General features: G+C 70.5%; 17 protein-coding genes. 9 read left to right on the top strand and 8 right to left on the bottom strand.

Going from position 1 to position 17,382, the window contains the following annotated elements; genetic code table 11:
• Positions 1–117: 117 nt before the first annotated feature.
• Positions 118–693 carry a sigma-70 family RNA polymerase sigma factor gene (locus tag ABZ434_RS05215; RefSeq protein WP_359132159.1) on the bottom strand — a complete coding sequence of 192 codons (576 nt, stop codon included), beginning with the start codon at positions 691–693 and terminating at the stop codon, positions 118–120.
• A 336-nt stretch (positions 694–1,029) separates the two neighbouring features.
• On the bottom strand, positions 1,030–1,641 hold the full coding sequence (locus tag ABZ434_RS05210; protein WP_003948568.1) for a response regulator transcription factor: 612 nt from the start codon (positions 1,639–1,641) through the stop codon (positions 1,030–1,032).
• Between the two features lie 411 nt (positions 1,642–2,052).
• Between ABZ434_RS05210 and ABZ434_RS05205 the strand changes: the two genes are divergently transcribed.
• Positions 2,053–2,379 (top strand): WhiB family transcriptional regulator, encoded by a 327-nt coding sequence (locus ABZ434_RS05205; protein ID WP_018550557.1) that lies wholly within the window; start codon positions 2,053–2,055, stop codon positions 2,377–2,379.
• A 66-nt stretch (positions 2,380–2,445) separates the two neighbouring features.
• Here ABZ434_RS05205 and ABZ434_RS05200 read toward each other — a convergent pair whose 3' ends face one another.
• A complete protein-coding gene (locus tag ABZ434_RS05200) occupies positions 2,446–3,336 on the bottom strand; it encodes a LysR family transcriptional regulator (RefSeq protein WP_359132157.1) in 891 nt (296 codons plus the stop codon).
• Positions 3,337–3,425: 89 nt separating this feature from the next.
• On the opposite strand from ABZ434_RS05200, the gene ABZ434_RS05195 reads away from it, so the two are divergent.
• Positions 3,426–4,097: an MOSC domain-containing protein gene (locus ABZ434_RS05195; protein WP_359132239.1), complete on the top strand. Its 672-nt coding sequence runs from the start codon at positions 3,426–3,428 to the stop codon at positions 4,095–4,097.
• A gap of 156 nt (positions 4,098–4,253) precedes the next feature.
• A complete protein-coding gene (locus ABZ434_RS05190) occupies positions 4,254–5,027 on the top strand; it encodes an SDR family oxidoreductase (protein ID WP_359132155.1) in 774 nt (257 codons plus the stop codon).
• A gap of 25 nt (positions 5,028–5,052) precedes the next feature.
• Here the strand turns inward: ABZ434_RS05190 and ABZ434_RS05185 are convergent, their stop codons facing one another.
• Positions 5,053–6,204, bottom strand: coding sequence for a right-handed parallel beta-helix repeat-containing protein (locus ABZ434_RS05185; protein ID WP_359132152.1), 1,152 nt, complete (start codon positions 6,202–6,204; stop codon positions 5,053–5,055).
• A gap of 611 nt (positions 6,205–6,815) precedes the next feature.
• Between ABZ434_RS05185 and ABZ434_RS05180 the strand changes: the two genes are divergently transcribed.
• The 5 genes from ABZ434_RS05180 to ABZ434_RS05160 all read left to right on the top strand — a co-directional run bounded on the left by ABZ434_RS05180 (position 6,816) and on the right by ABZ434_RS05160 (position 12,193).
• Positions 6,816–7,910 (top strand): substrate-binding domain-containing protein, encoded by a 1,095-nt coding sequence (locus tag ABZ434_RS05180; protein ID WP_359132150.1) that lies wholly within the window; start codon positions 6,816–6,818, stop codon positions 7,908–7,910.
• A 145-nt stretch (positions 7,911–8,055) separates the two neighbouring features.
• Positions 8,056–9,384: a sugar ABC transporter substrate-binding protein gene (locus tag ABZ434_RS05175; RefSeq protein WP_359132148.1), complete on the top strand. Its 1,329-nt coding sequence runs from the start codon at positions 8,056–8,058 to the stop codon at positions 9,382–9,384.
• On the top strand, positions 9,384–10,277 hold the full coding sequence (locus ABZ434_RS05170; protein WP_359132146.1) for a sugar ABC transporter permease: 894 nt from the start codon (positions 9,384–9,386) through the stop codon (positions 10,275–10,277). Before ABZ434_RS05175 ends, ABZ434_RS05170 begins: the two co-directional genes overlap by 1 nt.
• A complete protein-coding gene (locus ABZ434_RS05165; RefSeq protein ID WP_359132144.1) occupies positions 10,274–11,128 on the top strand; it encodes a carbohydrate ABC transporter permease in 855 nt (284 codons plus the stop codon). The genes ABZ434_RS05170 and ABZ434_RS05165 overlap by 4 nt, the downstream gene beginning before the upstream one ends.
• Positions 11,129–11,164: 36 nt before the next feature.
• Entirely contained in the window at positions 11,165–12,193 is a 1,029-nt protein-coding gene (locus tag ABZ434_RS05160; protein WP_359132142.1) for a hydroxyacid dehydrogenase, read from the top strand.
• 92 nt (positions 12,194–12,285) lie between these two features.
• On the opposite strand, the gene groL is transcribed toward ABZ434_RS05160, so the two are convergent.
• From groL to ABZ434_RS05140, 4 genes are all read right to left on the bottom strand, one after another.
• Complete coding sequence (gene groL, locus ABZ434_RS05155; RefSeq protein WP_359132140.1) at positions 12,286–13,908, bottom strand: chaperonin GroEL; 1,623 nt, start codon at positions 13,906–13,908, stop codon at positions 12,286–12,288.
• 103 nt (positions 13,909–14,011) lie between these two features.
• Positions 14,012–14,320, bottom strand: a complete 309-nt coding sequence (gene groES, locus ABZ434_RS05150) for a co-chaperone GroES (protein ID WP_024490209.1) — start codon at positions 14,318–14,320, stop codon at positions 14,012–14,014.
• Between the two features lie 363 nt (positions 14,321–14,683).
• Entirely contained in the window at positions 14,684–15,007 is a 324-nt protein-coding gene (locus ABZ434_RS05145) for a hypothetical protein (RefSeq protein WP_359132138.1), read from the bottom strand.
• Complete coding sequence (locus tag ABZ434_RS05140) at positions 15,004–15,987, bottom strand: polysaccharide deacetylase family protein (protein ID WP_359132135.1); 984 nt, start codon at positions 15,985–15,987, stop codon at positions 15,004–15,006. The genes ABZ434_RS05145 and ABZ434_RS05140 overlap by 4 nt, the downstream gene beginning before the upstream one ends.
• A gap of 129 nt (positions 15,988–16,116) precedes the next feature.
• On the opposite strand from ABZ434_RS05140, the gene ABZ434_RS05135 reads away from it, so the two are divergent.
• Positions 16,117–17,364, top strand: coding sequence for a methyltransferase domain-containing protein (locus ABZ434_RS05135; RefSeq protein WP_359132133.1), 1,248 nt, complete (start codon positions 16,117–16,119; stop codon positions 17,362–17,364).
• The last annotated feature ends 18 nt before the right edge of the window (positions 17,365–17,382 follow it).

The following is a 17,382-nucleotide window of genomic DNA, read 5'->3' as shown; positions in this document are numbered from 1 at the left end:
CCAAATGGCCTTGATCGGTGCGGATGTCCATGCTAACGGCCTCTGGAGGTGTCTCATTCCACGGGCAAGATCACCGGGCGGTTCTGTAGCTTTCTACGGGCCCGGGCAGGGCCTGTGTCACTGTTCCGCGAGGGCCCGCAGCCGGCTCAGGGCACGGTGCTGGGCGACCCGCACGGCACCCGGCGACATGCCGAGCATCTGTCCGGTCTCCTCGGCGGTGAGCCCGACGGCGACCCGCAGGACGAGCAGCTCGCGCTGGTTCTCCGGAAGGTTGGCGAGGAGTTTCTTGGCCCAGGCGGCATCGCTGCTGAGCAGCGCCCGCTCCTCGGGCCCGAGCGAGTCGTCCGGCCGCTCCGGCATCTCGTCGGAGGGCACCGCGGTCGAACCCGGGTGCCGCATCGCGGCGCGCTGGAGATCGGCCACCTTGTGGCCGGCGATGGCGAAGACGAAGGCTTCGAAGGGCCTGCCGGTGTCCTTGTACCGCGGCAGTGCCATCAGCACCGCGACACAGACCTCCTGCGCCAGGTCCTCCACGAAGTGACGGGCATCACCGGGCAGCCGGTTGAGCCGGGCCCTGCAGTAGCGCAGCGCGAGGGGGTGGACGTGGGCCAGCAGATCATGGGTGGCCTGCGCGTCGCCCTCGACGGCGCGATGCACCAGTGCACCGATCACCGTCGTTCCGTCCTCGCGCATCGAACCATGGTGCCCCGGTGCCCCGTCATCTGCGGCACCGCGTTCGTAGTTGTGCACTGAAGCGTTATGAGCGGGTGCGCCGGAAGTCATGTCCTGCGCCCTCCCCTTCCGCTCGACCGAATCGTTCCCGAGGAACTCCACGTCTCAAGGATGCGTCATCGGCCGGGAAGCGTCACATGCCGCGGGGCGGCGGGCTGCACGGGCGGGGCACGAACGGGTCGCGTCCGGGGACACGACCCTGCTCAGCACCCCTCACCCGGGGTCACCCCGTCCGCCCGCGAGCGGACGGGGAATGGATCGCCGGCCGGTCACGGCCGGGCCTCCGCGGACCGGACCTCAGCGGACCAGGCCCCAGCGGAAACCGAGCGCCACCGCGTGGGCGCGGTCCGAGGCGCCGAGCTTCTTGAACAGACGCCGGGCGTGCGTCTTCACCGTGTCCTCGGACAGGAACAGCTCGCGGCCGATCTCCGCGTTGGAGCGGCCGTGGCTCATTCCTTCGAGCACCTGGATCTCACGCGCCGTGAGCGTGGGCGCCGCACCCATCTCGGCCGACCGGAGCCGGCGCGGGGCGAGCCGCCACGTCGGATCGGCCAGGGCCTGGGTGACGGTCGCCCTGAGCTCCGCCCGGGAGGCGTCCTTGTGCAGATAGCCGCGGGCTCCCGCGGCGACCGCGAGCGCGACCCCGTCCAGGTCCTCGGCGACGGTCAGCATGATGATCCGCGCCCCGGGGTCGGCGGAGAGCAGTCGACGGACGGTCTCCACTCCCCCCAGACCGGGCATGCGTACGTCCATGAGAATCAGGTCCGAACGGTCGGCACCCCAGCGGCGGAGGACTTCCTCCCCGTTGGCCGCCGTCGTCACACGCTCGACGCCGGGCACGGTCGCGACCGCGCGGCGGAGCGCTTCTCGGGCAAGCGGGGAATCGTCGCAGACGAGAACGGATGTCATGACCGCCCTCCGCAGCTGATGCGCGTCACCTTGTGCCTCCAGGCTGTTACAAGTCGTCACCTGTGCGGTTGACGCTCTCGGACATCTGCCCGATCGCTTTCTCTGCCAACCGCCTCCGCACTCTCAACGACGGTCACTCGAAAGAGTTACGGGTCGGACGACCGAGTTCGGCACTCTACGTGAAGGGACGACCACGGAGGAGAGCGCCACGGGTCGTCCAGCCGTCAACCGAAAACTCCCCAGGAACTCATGCCCCATTTAGCGGGTTTTCTTCCCTTTTGCTGGTGTCTGTGACTAGATTCGCAATCAGTCATATTTACATCTACTAACACCGTAGATGTACGGTCATGGGCACGGCACGACGGACGACCACGACGTTTCCGACTCAGCATGGTTTCGAGGGGACAAGCAATGGCAGATTTCTCCCGCCTTCCCGGACCCAACGCCGATCTGTGGGACTGGCAGCTGCTGGCGGCCTGCCGAGGGGTCGACAGCTCACTGTTCTTCCACCCCGAGGGGGAACGCGGAGCCGCTCGGAGCGCCCGCGAGACCTCCGCGAAAGAGGTCTGCATGCGCTGCCCGGTACGCGCCGAGTGCGCTGCCCACGCACTGGCGGTACGCGAGCCCTACGGGGTGTGGGGAGGACTGACCGAGGACGAACGCGAAGAACTCATGGGCAGGGCGCGCAACCGCCTGATCAGCGCGGCGGCACCCTCGTCCCCGCCCGGGCACGGCTGACCCCGCCGCGCCGGACGACAACAGAAACGTTTCTCCACCGGACCCCGCGGGCCCGGGGCGGACCGCTCAGCGGGCAGCCGCCAGCGACAGCTGGTCCAGGGTGGCCGCCACGGCCGGGACCTGCGCCAGGTCGGGCAGGGTCAGCGCGACGATCTCGCGCTCGATGGCGGGCTCCACCGTCACGGTCCTGGCCCCCCTGGGGCGTACCGACTCGATCGCCAGCGCCGGCAGGACGGCCACCCCGAGGCCCGCACCGACCAGACCGATCACGGCGGGGTAGTCGTCGGTGGCGAAGTCGATCCGCGGGGTGAAGCCGGACGCCTCGCAGACCTCCACCAGCTGCCGCCGGCAGCGCGGACACCCGGCGATCCACGGCTCCCCGGCGAGTTCACCGATGCCCACCTCGTCCCGGTCCGCGAGCGGGTGGCGCTCCGGAACGAGACCGATCAGCCGGTCGGTGAGCAGGGGCCGCACCACCAGGTCCTCCCACTCGGCGCCCTGCGTGCCGTAGCGGAAGGCCAGTGCGATGTCGCAGTCGCCGTCGCGCAGCATCTCCACCGAGCGGGGCGGCTCGGCCTCGACCAGGGAGACCCGGGTGCCGGGGTGGGCGGCCCGGAGCGCCGCGAGGGCGCCCGGGACCAGGGTGGAGCTGCCGCTGGGGAAGGAGACCAGCCGGACCCGGCCGGCCCGCAGCCCGGCGATCGCGGCGACCTCCTCCTCAGCGGCGGTCAGCCCGGCGAGGATGCCCGAGGCGTGGCGTACGAGCGCCTCCCCGGCCTGCGTCAGCCGCATCTCGCGTCCGGTGCGGATGAGCAGCGTGGTGCCCGCCGAGGATTCGAGCGCCTTCATCTGCTGACTCACGGCGGGCTGGGTGCAGCCGAGCTCGCGGGCGGCGGCGGAGAAGGAGCCGGTGCCGGCCACGGCTCGCAGGACTCGGAGATGACGGGCTTCGATCACCCTCCTAATATAAGGGATTCTTGGGTCGCCTGCGCATTATTGACGTGCACCTTTGAGCTGGCGTTCGCTAGCGTTCGGGCATGACTGCGATGACTGTGCTGACCGTGAACGCGGGCCGCCCCGTGGCGGCGCCCTACACCGACTCCCCGGGCGGAATGACCGGGATCGACAAGCGCCCGGCCGAGGGGCTCATACGGGTCAGCGACCCCGGGCCCAAGGGGGAGGGCGGCAGCGGTCTGGCCGGGGACGCGGTCTGCGACCTGCGCCACCACGGCGGCTCGCACCAGGCGGTGTACGCCTTCGCCCGCGAGGATCTCGACGCGTGGGAGCGGGAGCTGGGGCGTCCGCTGGCCAATGGGACGTTCGGTGAGAACCTGACCACAAACGGTCTGGACGTCAGCGGCGCGCTGATCGGCGAGCGCTGGCGGATCGGTGCCGAGTTGGTCCTGGAGGTCACCTCCGGCCGGATTCCCTGCCGTACGTTCGCGGGCCACCTCGAAGAGGCGCGCTGGGTCAAGCGGTTCACGCAGGCGGCGGGCCCCGGGGCGTACTTCCGGGTGATCACGCCGGGCAGCATCCGGGCCGGCGACCCGGTCGAGATCGTGCACCGGCCGGAACACGAGGTCACGGTGGAAATGCAGTTCCGGGCGGTGACGACCCAGCGCGAACTGCTGCCGCTGCTGCTTGCGGCGGGCGAGGCGCTGCACCCCGAAGCGCTGCGCAGGGCGCGCGCGCACGCGGAGAAGTCGGCGGCGTCCTGACGGGGGTGCGGGCACGGCTTCCCCGTCCACGACGTGCGGTTCGGGGCGCCGGCGGTGAAGGGCGGGGGACCGGCGCCGCGGGCCGGGAGGACACTGTCGCGGGCCCGCGGCGGGCGGGTCGTCCGGGGGCTCGGGCGGCGAGCTAACGTGCCGCGTATGACGACTGCACTGATTACGGGCGCGACCGCGGGCATCGGCGCCGCCTTCGCGCGGCGGCTCGCGGCCGAAGGGCACAATCTCGTGCTGGTGGCCCGCGACACCGACCGGCTGCGGGAACAGGCCACCGAACTGCACGACCGGCACGGCATCGAGGCCGAGGTGCTGACCGCGGACCTGTCCCTCGACGACGGGATCGCCGCCGTCGAGGCCCGGCTGGCCGACCGGAGGCAGTCGGTCGATCTGCTGGTCAACAACGCCGGGTTCGGCAACAAGGGGCACTTTCTCGACGTCCCCATGGCGGACGAACTGGCGATGCTGAAGGTGCACTGCGAGGCGGTCCTGCGGCTGACCTCGGCGGCCGCGGCCGGCATGAAGGAGCGGGGCAGGGGCGGCATCGTGAACGTGGCCTCCGTGGCCGCGTTCGTGCCGCGCGGCACGTACGGGGCGTCCAAGGCGTGGGTCGTGCAGTTCACCCAGGGCGCGGCGAAGGACCTGGCCGGTTCCGGAGTGCGGCTGATGGCACTCTGCCCCGGCTTCGTACGGACGGAGTTCCACCAGCGGGCCGGCATGGGCACCGGCAACATCCCTGGCTGGATGTGGCTCGACGCCGACAAGCTGGTGGCGACGGCGCTGGCGGACCTGGCGCGCGGCAAGTCGCTCTCGATTCCCGACGCGCGGTACAAGGCGCTGATGGGACTGGTGAAGGTGACGCCGCGCGGCCTGCTCGGAGGGGTGACCTCCAAGACAGGCCGCAAGTACGGGCCGCGGTGAGCGGCCGGGAGCGAGGATGAGCTCGTTACCGCACGCCGCGGCCCGCGTAGGCGCCGATGTTGGGGGCGCCGGCCCTGAGCCGGTTGCCGAAGTAGTCCTTGCCGCCGTTGTCCTCGATGACGGCTCCGGCGGCGAGGGCCGGTGAGCCCGCACCGAGGCGGAAGTCGTCCCGGAGCTTCGGGTCGGCCGTGACGCCGCCGGGGTCGGGGCGCGTCATGTCGATGCCGTAGAAGGCGTTGTGGTCGAAGGAGAGCCCGGGGGTCGGGTTCTTGAAGGCGTAGCCGCCGGTGCCTTCGGCGACGAAGACGTTGTTGCGGATGGACAGTTCGTGCTGCGTGGTGGCGGGGCTGCCGGCGTCGTCCTGGACGAGGTAGCCGGGGATCTGCTCCGTGTTGCGGAAGGTGTTGTTGTAGATCCGGGTGCCGAGGATCGGGCCCCAGCAGTTCTGGATCAGGCGGGCGCCGTCGTTGTGGCTGACGTTGTAGCGCGCGACCGTGCCGATGGTCTTCGCGCCGCTGTACGGGCAGATCAGCAGGAAGCCGCCCTTGTTGTCATGGCTGTGGTTGTACTGGAAGACGGTGTTCCGCGAGGCGCCGTCGGCGTCGAAGGACATGCCGTCGTGGGTGTTGCCGCCGCCCGAGACCTCGTTGTACTCGACGGTCGTGTCGTCGGTGTTGAAGGTCCAGATTCCCGCGTTGGCGGAGGGCGAACGGAGCTGGAAGCCGTCGACCCGGTTGTGGTCGACCCGGGCGCCGCTGGTGGTGTCGAGCTTCATGCCGTCGCCGGCCAGGGACCTCAGGGTGTTGTGGTGGATGCGGACGCCGGTGCTCGGGGTCCACTCCCCCGGGTAGACGTTCGGGTCCTGCTGTTGACCGACCAGATCGCGCTTGGAGAACGTCGACTTGAAGTAGATCCCTTCGCGGTCGACGTCCTCGATGCGGTTGTGGCCGATGTCCAGGCCGTCGTACCAGCTGGCCTTCGCCGTGCCCTCGACGGCGATGTGGATGGCGCTGGAGCCGGACACGGTCTTGTGGTCGCCGCCGCGCACGTCGTGGATGTGGAGGCCGCTGATCTCGAAGCCGCGGGCGACACCGTAGTCGGTGAGGCGGAGGCGGACGCCGTTGCGCTCGCTGCCCGGGTTGTCGGCGTTGGTGATCTCCAGGTCCCGGAGGTGCACGTACTGCGTGTCGGAGAGCAGGACGGTGTCGTGGGCACCGGCGCCGTCGAGGTGGGCACGGGCCGGGCCGTTGCCGTAGTCGGCGATGGTGAACGGCGTCGGCGATGGTGAACGGCGCGCGGGCGGAGCCGGCGCCGGTGGGGGCGAGTGTGCCGGTGCAGGTGGCGCCCCGCCTGAAGAGCAGCCGGTCGCCGGGCCCGTAGGCGTGCGCGTTGGCTTCGGCGAGCGTGGTCCAGGGATGCTGCCTGCTGCCGGTGGCCCCCTGCGGGGCGGCTCCGCAGTCGACGTGGAAGGTGCGGCCGGCGGGTGCCGCCTGGGCGGCGCTCGGCCCCGCGGCTGCCAGACCGGCGGCGGCAGTCAGGGCCGCGAGCGCCGCGGCGGTGACGCGATGTCTCACAATTCCTCCGTACGTACAGTCAGGGTCGGGACGGCCGGATACGGCCTGGATCGGCATCGCCGGGAATCCTGGACTCGGATTGATCGAACGTCAATGGATAACGTTTGAATGATCGAAACTCCCATCGTTCGATCACGTTGGTCTAGGGTCGGACATCGGCTCCGGCACCGGCCGGGCCCGGGGCCGGGCCACACACTGCGAGGGGACTGCCGCCGTGCGCGAAAGTGCTGCTGAACGTCATGACCGCCTGCTCGGGCTCGTACGGGACCGGGGCTCCGCCCGGGTCTCGGAGCTGGCCGCACAGCTGGGGGTCTCACCCGTCACGGTGCGCCGGGACGTCGAGGACCTGGCCGGCCGCGGACTGCTCGACCGGGTCCACGGCTCCGTGTCCTGGCCCCAGGACACGGCCCACGCCGCAGGGGCGGGGACCGGCGGCGCGGGCAACGGCCTGGTCCTCGGCATGCTCGCGCCCTCCGCGACCTACTACTTCGCCGAAGTCATCCGGGGCGCCCACGAGGCGGCCGCCAGGGCGGGCGCCCGGCTCATCCTGCGGATCTCCGACTACCGGCCCCAGGAGGACCACGCCCGCACCCAGGGGCTGCTCGCCGCGGGCGCCGAGGGCCTGCTGGTCGCGCCCGGCTGGCAGCACCCGGGCGACCCCTCCGCGTTCGGTGACTGGATCAGCTCACTGCCCGTACCGACCGTCCTGCTGGAGCGAAGGCCCACCGCCGGGTCACCGCTGGACGGCCTGGACCGTGTCTGCTCGGACCACGCGCACGGGGTGCTGCTGGCCGTACGCCACCTGGTGGGCCTCGGGCACGGGGCCCCCCTGCTGATGGCCCGGGCGGACTCCCCGACCGCGCTGGCGGTGCGCTCCGGGTACGCGGAGGCGCTGACCGCGCTCGGGCTGCGCGCACCGCAGGACGTGATCGACTCCGTACCGGCCGAACTCGCCCCGGAATCGTTCGAGGAGGCCGTGCGGGCCTTGCACGAGGCGGTCCGCTCGGGGGTGGCGACGGCGGCGCTGATCCACAACGACGTGGACGCGATCCAGGTGGTGCAGCGCCTGGCGGAGCTGGGCGTGCGGGTACCGGACGACCTCGCCCTGATCGCGTACGACGACGAGGTGGCGGCACTGGCGGACACCCCTCTCACCGCCGTCGCCCCGCCCAAGCGCGAGGTGGGCCGCCATGCGACAGAACTGCTGGTGGAGCGGCTGGGTCAGGGCGGCGGCGACGCCCCTCGGCGGCACCTGACGCTGCTCCCGCAGCTGCGGGTCAGGGACTCCTGCGGAGCACCGCTTCCGTAGACGCCCTCCGGACTCCCCGGCAGTTTCCGTACGCAACTCTTCTGATCTTTTTTCGATCAATCGCTCTTTCGCTCTTGACTTCGGTCACGGCTGGTCCAAGGATCACGGCCAACGCCAATGTCGCCGCCTGTTCAGGAGCTTCGCTGTGAGCCGCAGTTCGAGCAGAACGTCCCTCGCCGTAGTCGGCGCCGCCACCGCCCTCGCCGTTCTCACGGCCTGCGGCGGAAGCGGCGACGACTCGTCCGCCGCCAAGAGCGACGGCAAGCCCGTCAGCATCACCTTCTGGGGCTGGGCCAAGGGGTCCAAGGAGGTCGTTGACGCCTTCAACGCCTCGCACACGGACATCGAGGTGGTGTACGAGGAGATCCCGTCCGGCAACGCGGGCGGCTACGCCAAGATCTCCAACGCCGTGAAGGCGGGCAACGCCCCCGACCTCGTCTCCATCGAGTACCCGCAGCTCCCGGAGTACGTCAGCCAGGGCGCGCTCCAGGACATCGGCCAGTACTTCACCGAGGACGTCAGGAAGAAGCTGCTGCCCCAGGCGGTGGAGCTGACGACGCTCGGCGGCAAGAACTGGGCCGTCCCCTTCGACGCCTCCCCGCAGTCCTTCTACTACCGCAAGGACCTGTTCGAGAAGTACGGCGTCGAAGTCCCCAGGACCTGGGACGACTTCCGCAAGGCCGCCGAGAAGGTCAGGAAGGCCGACAAGAAGGCGCGGATCGGCACGTTCTTCCCCGACGACCCGACCACCTTCCAGGCGATGGCCTGGCAGGCCGGCGCCCAGTGGTACAAGCCCGAGGGCGACACCTGGAAGGTGAACACCACCGACGCGGGCACCACCAAGGTCGCCGACTACTGGCAGGGCCTGCTCGACGACGACCTGATCCGCGCGAACGCCTCCTTCAGCCCGGAGTGGACCAACTCCCTCAAGAACGGCGGCACCGTCGGCTATCTCGGCGCGGCCTGGGGCGCGGGCGTCCTCAAGGGCACCCTGCCCGAGCAGAGCGGCAAGTGGGCCGTCGCCCCGATGCCCAGCTGGGACGGGAAGCCGGCCAGCGGGATGCTCGGCGGCTCCACCTTCGCGGTGACGAAGACCAGCAAGAAGGCCGAGGCGGCGGTCGAGTTCGCCACCTGGATGTCGACCACGGAGGACGGCATCAAGGCCCGCATCGAATCCGGCACATCGAGCGCCTTCCCGGCCGCCGCGTCCCTGCGCCCGGTCGCGAAGAAGGCGTTCGACGCGGACTTCTACGGCGGCGAGGACATCTACCAGGTGTTCGAGGACGCCGCGACGTCCATCGGCCCCGACTGGAGCTGGGGCCCGACCACCGGCACCACGAACACCACCATGAAGGACCAGTTCGGCAAGGTCGCGAGTGGCGGCACCACGGTGAAGGAGGCCGTGGAGGCCGGACACGACGCCACCGTCGCCGAGTTGAAGAAGCGCGGTCTGAAGGTCGAGGACGCAGGCTGATGAAGCACGCCCGGACGACCAGAGCCGCCGCCATCCTGCTGGGGCCCTTCTTCGTACTGTTCACCCTGGCGATGGTGCTGCCGATCGGATACGCGGTCTGGCTCAGCCTGTTCACCGAGAAGCAGTCCGGCCTGGGCTTCGGCGGCACCGAGTCCGTCTTCAGCGGTCTCGACAACTACACGGCGGCCCTCGGCGACCGGGCGTTCCGCGAGGGCTTCGGCGTACTGCTCGGATACTGCCTGTTCTACATCCCGCTGCTGCTCGTCGGGGCCCTCGTCCTCGCCCTGCTGCTGGACTCCACGCTGGCCCGCGCCCGCCGGTTCTTCCAGCTCGCGCTGTTCCTGCCGCACGCCGTGCCTGGCATCATCGCCGCGCTGATCTGGGTGTACCTCTACACCCCGCAGCTCAGCCCGGTGGTCAGCGCGATGGAGTCCGGCGGCATCGGCTTCGACTTCTTCTCTCCCGACGGGGCCCTGCCCTCGGTCGTGAACATCGCGCTGTGGGAGTGGCTCGGCTACAACATGGTGATCTTCTATGCCGCGTTGCAGGCCATCGACCGCTCCGTACTGGAAGCGGCCACGGTCGACGGAGCGGGTGCCTGGCGCGTCGCGATCGCCATCAAGGTGCCGCTGATCCGCGCCTCGGTCGTGATGGTCGCGCTGTTCACCGTCATCGGCTCGCTCCAGCTGTTCACCGAACCACTGATCCTCAACAAGGGGACCGGCTCCGCCGTCTCCTCCACCTGGACGCCGAACATGTACGCGTACACCGCGGCCTTCGAACGCAATGACTACGGCCTTGCCGCGGCCGCCTCCATCCTGCTGGCACTCACCGCCGCGCTGCTGTCCTTCGTCGTCACCCGCTTCACCGGCCGGAAGGGAAAGAAAGCATGAGTTCCCCCGCCTCCCACGGCCGCTGGATGTCGAAGACCGCGGTCAACGGCTTCCTCCTGCTCGCCGTCGTCTACATGCTCTTCCCGCTCGTCTGGCTGGTCACCGCCGCCACCAAGGACACGGGCGGACTCCTCGCCGGCAACGCGTTCTCCTTCGACGGCTTCAACCTCGGCGAGAACCTGTCGGACCTGGCCTCCTACGGCGACGGCATCTACTTCCGGTGGTACCTCAACAGCCTCCTGTACGCGGGCGGTGGGGCGATCGTCTGCTCACTGATCTGTGTCGCCGCCGGGTACGCCTTCGACAAGTACGAGTTCCACGGCAAGGAGAAGCTGTTCGGCCTCGTGCTGATGGGTGTGCTCGTCCCCACCACCGCGCTCGCCCTGCCGATGTACCTGCTGGCCTCGAAGGTCGGCCTGGTCAACACCTACTGGTCGGTGCTGATCCCCGTCCTGGTCAATCCGTTCGGCGTGTACCTCGCCCGGGTCTTCTGCTCGGGCTACATACCGAACGAGGCGCTGGAGGCTGCCCGTATCGACGGGGCCGGCGAACTGCGCACCTTCTGGTCCGTCGGTCTGCCCATGGTCATGCCGGGATTCGTGACCGTCTTCCTCTTCCAGTTCACCGCGATCTGGAACAACTTCTTCCTCCCCCTCGTGATGCTCTCGGACCGCGAACTCTTCCCCCTGAGCCTCGGTCTGTACTCGTGGAACACCAACACCCACGGCGAGCCGAGCTTCTACCCCCTCGTCGTCACCGGCTCCCTCCTCGCCGTCATCCCGCTCATCGTCGCCTTCGTCTCCCTGCAGCGGCACTGGAAGGCGGGCCTGACCGCCGGAAGCGTCAAGTGACCGCCCCCGAGAGCCCCGAGGAGTTCGAGTTCCCCCATGCCGCACCCCACTGACAACCGGCCCCGGGCCCTGCTCGCGATGGGCCCCGGCATCGCCGGACGCCTCCTCGCCGAGCGCCACCACACCCGGCTGAGCACCCTCACCCGTACGGACACCCGGCTCGTCGCCCATGACCTGGCCGACCCCTCGCCCGAGGTGGCGGCCGCGCTCGCCGAGGCCGAGGTGCTGTTCACCTGCTGGGGTGCGACCCCGCTGACCGCACCGGTACTCGCCGCCGCTCCCCGGCTGCGCGCGGTGGTGCACGCGGCCGGGTCCGTGAAGCACCACATCACCGACGCCTGCTGGGAGCGGGGCATCGCCGTCACCTCCGCGGCCGGCGCCAACGCGCTGCCGGTGGCCGAGTTCACCCTCGCCGCGATCCTCTTCGCGGGCAAGCAGGTCCTGCGTTCCGCACAGCACTACCGCGCCCTGCGCACCGGCCACGACTGGCTCGACGAGCTGGGCGGCACCGGCAACTACGGCCGCACGGTGGGCATCGTCGGCGCCTCCCGCATCGGCCGGCGGGTGATCGAGCTGCTGCGCCCCTTCGATCTGGACGTCCTGCTGTACGACCCGTACGTCGGCGTGGACGACGCGGCCCGGCTGGGCGTCCGGCTCACCACGCTCGACGACCTGTGCGCGAACAGTTCCGTCGTGTCGGTGCACGCCCCGCAACTGCCTCGGACGCACCATCTCGTCGGCGCCGCCCAGCTGGCCGCGATGCCGACGGGTGCGACGCTGATCAACACGGCCCGGGGCTCGCTGGTCGACGAGGCCGCGCTGCTGGCGGAGCTGACGAGTGGGCGGCTGCACGCGGTCCTGGACGTGACGGACCCCGACCTGCCCCGGGCGGCCTCGCCGCTCTACGACCTGCCGAACGTGCTGCTGACACCGCACATCGCCGGATCGCTCGGCAACGAGCTGCACCGGATGGCGGACCAGGCCCTGGACGAACTGGAGCGGTTCGCGGCCGGCCGGCCGTTCGCGGACCCGGTGTACGGCGAAGGACTGTCACGCTCGGCATGACCCTCCCCGGAGGTGCGCGAACACGCAAGAGGCCCGGTACCCCGCGAGGGGTACCGGGCCTCACCGCTTGCGCGGAGAGCTACGGCTGCACGCTAGTGCGAGTGGCCGTGACCGTGACCGGCCTCGGCCTCTTCCTCGGCCGGCTTCTCGACGACCAGGGTCTCGGTCGTGAGCAGCAGCGACGCGATGGACGCGGCGTTCTCCAGGGCGGAGCGGGTGACCTTGACCGGGTCGATGACGCCGGCCTTCACCAGGTCGCCGTACTCGCCGGTCGCGGCGTTGAAGCCCTGACCCTTGTCGAGCTCGGAGACCTTCGAGGTGATGACGTAGCCCTCGAGGCCCGCGTTCTCCGCGATCCAGCGGAGCGGCTCGACGGCGGCGCGGCGCACGACCGCGACACCGGTGGCCTCGTCGCCGGTCTTGTCGAGGTTGCCCTCGAGGACCTTGACGGCGTGGACCAGAGCGGAGCCACCACCGGAGACGATGCCCTCCTCGACCGCGGCGCGGGTCGCGGAGATGGCGTCCTCCAGACGGTGCTTCTTCTCCTTGAGCTCCACCTCGGTGGCCGCACCGACGCGGATCACGCAGACACCGCCGGCCAGCTTCGCCAGGCGCTCCTGGAGCTTCTCGCGGTCCCAGTCGGAGTCCGTGGACTCGATCTCGGCCTTGATCTGGTTGACGCGGCCCGCGACCTCGTCGGACTTGCCGCCACCGTCGACGATGGTGGTGTCGTCCTTGGAGACGGTCACGCGGCGGGCGGTGCCCAGCACGTCAAGACCAGCCTGGTCGAGCTTGAGGCCGACCTCTTCGGCGATGACGGTCGCACCGGTGAGGGTGGCGATGTCGCCGAGCATGGCCTTGCGGCGGTCACCGAAGCCCGGGGCCTTCACCGCGACGGCGTTGAAGGTGCCACGGATCTTGTTGACGACCAGGGTCGACAGGGCCTCGCCCTCGACGTCCTCGGCGATGATCAGCAGCGGCTTGGAGGCACCGGCCTGGATGACCTTCTCCAGGAGCGGCAGCAGCTCCTGGATCGAGCCGATCTTGCCCTGGTGGATCAGGATGTACGGGTCGTCGAGGACGGCCTCCATACGCTCCTGGTCGGTCACCATGTACGGGGACAGGTAGCCCTTGTCGAAGGCCATGCCCTCGGTGAAGTCCAGGTCCAGACCGAAGGTGTTGGACTCCTCGACGGTGATGACACCGTCCTTGCCGACCTTGTCCATCGCGTCCGCGATGAGCTCGCCGACCTGGGTGTCCTGCGCGGAGAGCGCGGCCACGGCGGCGATGTCCGACTTGTCCTCGATCGGGCGGGCGGTCGCGAGGAGCTCCTCGGACACGGCCTTGACCGCGGCGTCGATGCCCTTCTTCAGAGCGGCCGGGGACGCGCCCGCGGCCACGTTGCGCAGGCCCTCGCGGACGAGCGCCTGGGCCAGGACGGTCGCGGTGGTCGTACCGTCACCAGCTACGTCGTTGGTCTTGGTCGCCACCTCCTTCACCAGCTGGGCACCGAGGTTCTCGTACGGGTCGTCCAGCTCGACCTCGCGCGCGATGGTGACACCGTCGTTGGTGATGGTGGGCGCACCGAACTTCTTGTCGATGACGACGTTGCGGCCCTTGGGGCCGATCGTCACCTTCACCGTGTCGGCAAGCTTGTTGACGCCGCGCTCGAGGGCGCGACGGGCGTCCTCGTCGAACTTCAGGATCTTCGCCATGGAGCTGAACTGTCCTCTCAAAAACAAGAACTGCGCCCCTGCCGCCCGGCTAGTTATTTCGCAGGGGGCCAGGGGCGCAGAACAGAAGCAAACGTTGAGTGAATTACTTCTCGATGATCGCGAGCACGTCGCGAGCCGAGAGGACGAGGTACTCCTCGCCGTTGTACTTCACCTCGGTGCCGCCGTACTTGCTGTACAGCACGACATCGCCGGTCTTGACGTCGAGCGGAAGGCGCTCGCCGTTCTCGAAGCGGCCCGGGCCCACGGCCAGGACGACGCCCTCCTGGGGCTTCTCCTTGGCAGTGTCCGGAATGACCAGGCCGGAGGCCGTGGTCTGCTCGGCGTCGAGCGGCTGGACCACAATGCGGTCCTCGAGCGGCTTGATCGCAACCTTGGTGCTGGTCGACACGATCCGGTCTCCCCCTTCGGAGATCTCACGGGGTTATCAGTCTGTGGGTGGCGACCAGGTGGGCCCGTCGTCGCGGGTGCCGGACCTGCCGGTCGCACAGTACTGCTGGCACTCTCCAGTGGGGAGTGCCAGCACTGAGACTATGACCGCGATTAGCACTCGGTCAAGCGGAGTGCCAATTCACGCCCCACGTGGCGTCCGGGGGCCCGCCTCTCGCACAGCTGTGCCCGTACGACGCTCCGCTCACCGCAGGAACAACGCGGGGACCGTCCGCACCGTTCCGTCGAACGGTGGAGTCCTGCGCATGCGGCCTGCCGGGCCGTCCGGGCCGGGCACCTCGGGGCCGCTCATGGCGTGGCACAGCGACTACCGCCTCGCGCACCCCGCGTCCGCGGCCGCTGCGTCGTACGCCCCCGCCCGCTCCGGCCACCAGTGGACCGCCGGGCGCACCCCGGAGCCCTCGGCCGCGGCGGGGCGGCCGCAGGAGACGACGACCATCGCCCCCGGCGCCCCGTGATCACCGCGCACCGCCGTGGGCCGCACCTGACCGCCGGGCGACGGGTTCACATGCTGCGCCGCCTTGCGGCCCAGCCGTTCGATCGGGTCCACCGACTGGGCGCAGCCGGCGGTGGCGGTCACGAGCGCACCGGCGGTCAGCAGTCCGGCCAGCAGCCGGTGCGCCCTTCTCATACGTAGTCCTCCAGGCGGGCCACGGCGTAACCCTTGTCCGTGATGACCTTCATGACGTTCCGGATCATGTCGGGCATGCTGCCCTTCCAGTCCGCCTTGCCCCGGAAGTGCGTGAGGATGATGTCGCCGGGATGGAGGTCCTGGTCCTCCTCGCGCCACTCCATGTGGTCGGGGAAGGCCTCCGCCGCCCACAGGGGCACGGCCGTGATGCCACAGGACTTGGCGATCCTCAGGGTGTCGCCGTTGTAGTTGCCGTACGGCGGCCGGAAGAGCCGGGGGCGCTCGCCGTACTGCTGCTCGAGGATGTCCTGCTGGTCGCAGATCTCCCGCTCCTGCTCGCCGCGGGAGAGTCCGGGCATGTAGCGGTGGTTCAGCGTGTGGTTGCCGAGGACGACACCGCGGACCTGGGCCTCCTTGAAGTACGCGTAGTTGTCGCGCACCAGGTAGTCGCTGAGGAAGGCGCTGTACGGGATGTTCAGCTCCGACATCATCTTCAGCAGCTCGGGGTCCTTGTCCTCCCCGTCGTCCATCGTCAGGAAGACGATCTTCTCCTTGGTGGGGACGGTGGTGAAGACCGGCGGCAGCGAGGCGTCACCGCCCTCGACCTCGAACCCCTCGCGGGTGGTGATGTGCGGCTTCACGGCGGGCGGCGCCGGCGGCGCCAGCGGGGTGCTCGCCAGGCCCCACTTCTTGGCGGCCACCGCGCGTGCGGCCTGGGCGCGGCGCGCCTTCTCGGCCTGCGCCGCGACGGAACCCGCAGCGCCCGCCGGCGGGCCGCCCGGCTGTCCGGCCTGCGCCGCGGCCACGTGCGCGGGGTCGGGCGCCGCTCGTTCGCCGCTCCCGGCCGCGCAGCCCGAGCCGGCGGCGGCGACCAGGAGCGCGGCCAGGACCGCGTAGCCGGGCCGGCGCCGCAGATGCCCCTGCCCGCGCTTGCTGCCGCCCCGCCCGCTCGCCACCGCACCCGGTCTGCGCCTCTTCATGGCAAATTCTTCCTTTTGTCGTACTGGCTGCATGGCGCCGCATCCTGCCAGCCCGGAACCGGGCATCCGGGCCGACACAGCGCCCACCCCGCACGGTCCCCCGGCTGGCGCGCAGCCGACTGGCCCACAATGGGACGGGTGAACGCTCAAGCCCCGACCGGCCCGTCCGACGTCCCCGACCCCATCGCCGCCTTCCAGGCCCTGCGCACCCCCGAGGGCGCCGAGTTGCTGGCCGGACTGCGCTCGTACGACCCCGCAACCGAACTGGCCACCGCCACCCGGCTGCGCCGCACCCACCCGGCCGGCCTCGTCACGGCGGCACTGGGGCAGGCCCGGCTGCGGCAGCGGGCGGCGGCGAAGTTCGGCGCCGAGGACGCGCACCGGATGTTCTTCACGCCGAACGGGGTCGAGCAGGCGACCCGCACCTCGGTGGCCGGCTACCGCGCGCGGCGGTTCGCGGACGCCGGGGTGCGCAGCGTCGCCGACCTCTGCTGCGGGATCGGCGGCGACGCGATCGCCCTGGCCCGGGCCGGCATCACCGTCCTCGCCGTGGACCGCGATCCGCTGACCGCCGAGGTGGCCCGGGCCAACGCCGCCGCGCTCGGTCTCGACGCGCTGATCGAGGTGCGGTGCGCCGACGTCACGGAGATCGACACGTCGCCCTACGACGCGGTGTTCGTCGACCCGGCCCGCCGGGGCGGACGCGGGCGGATCTTCGACCCGGAGGCGTACTCCCCGCCCCTGTCCTGGGCGACGGCGGCCGCGCTGAAGGCGCCCAGGGCCGCACTGAAGATCGCCCCGGGGGTGCCGCACGAGGCGATCGGGCCGCAGGCGGAGGCGGAGTGGATCTCGGACGGCGGCGACGTGAAGGAGGCGGTGCTCTGGTTCGGCGAGGGCTTCGAGGCGGGCTCCTACCGCGCGACGCTGCTCCCGTCGGGCGCCACCCTGTCCGCTCCGGCCACGCTGCCCGCACCGCCGGTCGGCCCGGTGGGGCGCTATCTGTACGAGCCGGACGGTGCGGTGATCCGGGCGCACCTGGTCGCCGGGATCGTGGAGCGGTGCCACGGGAGGCTGTTCGACGGGATGATCGCGTACGTCACGAGCGACGAGCTGTACGACTCCCCGTACACCTCCGGCTACGAGATCACCGATCAGCTTCCCTTCAACACGAAGCGGCTGAAGGCGCTGCTGCGGGAGCGGAAGGTCGGTGTCCTCACGGTCAAGAAGCGCGGTTCGGCGGTCGAACCGGAGGAACTGCGCAGGAAGATGAAGCTCCAGGGACCGAACGCGGCCACGGTGTTCCTGACCCGGGTCGCCGACGTGCCGACGATGCTGATCGGCCGCCCCGTGACCGGCCCGGAGGCCGGCCTGCGCTGACGACGGCCGGACGCCGGT

Source organism: Streptomyces sp. NPDC005761 (genome assembly GCF_040630635.1).
In the GTDB taxonomy this organism is placed as follows: Bacteria; Actinomycetota; Actinomycetes; order Streptomycetales; family Streptomycetaceae; genus Streptomyces.
The sequence above is the reverse complement of the archived record's forward strand: the minus strand, read 5'-3'. Positions and strand labels throughout refer to the sequence as shown.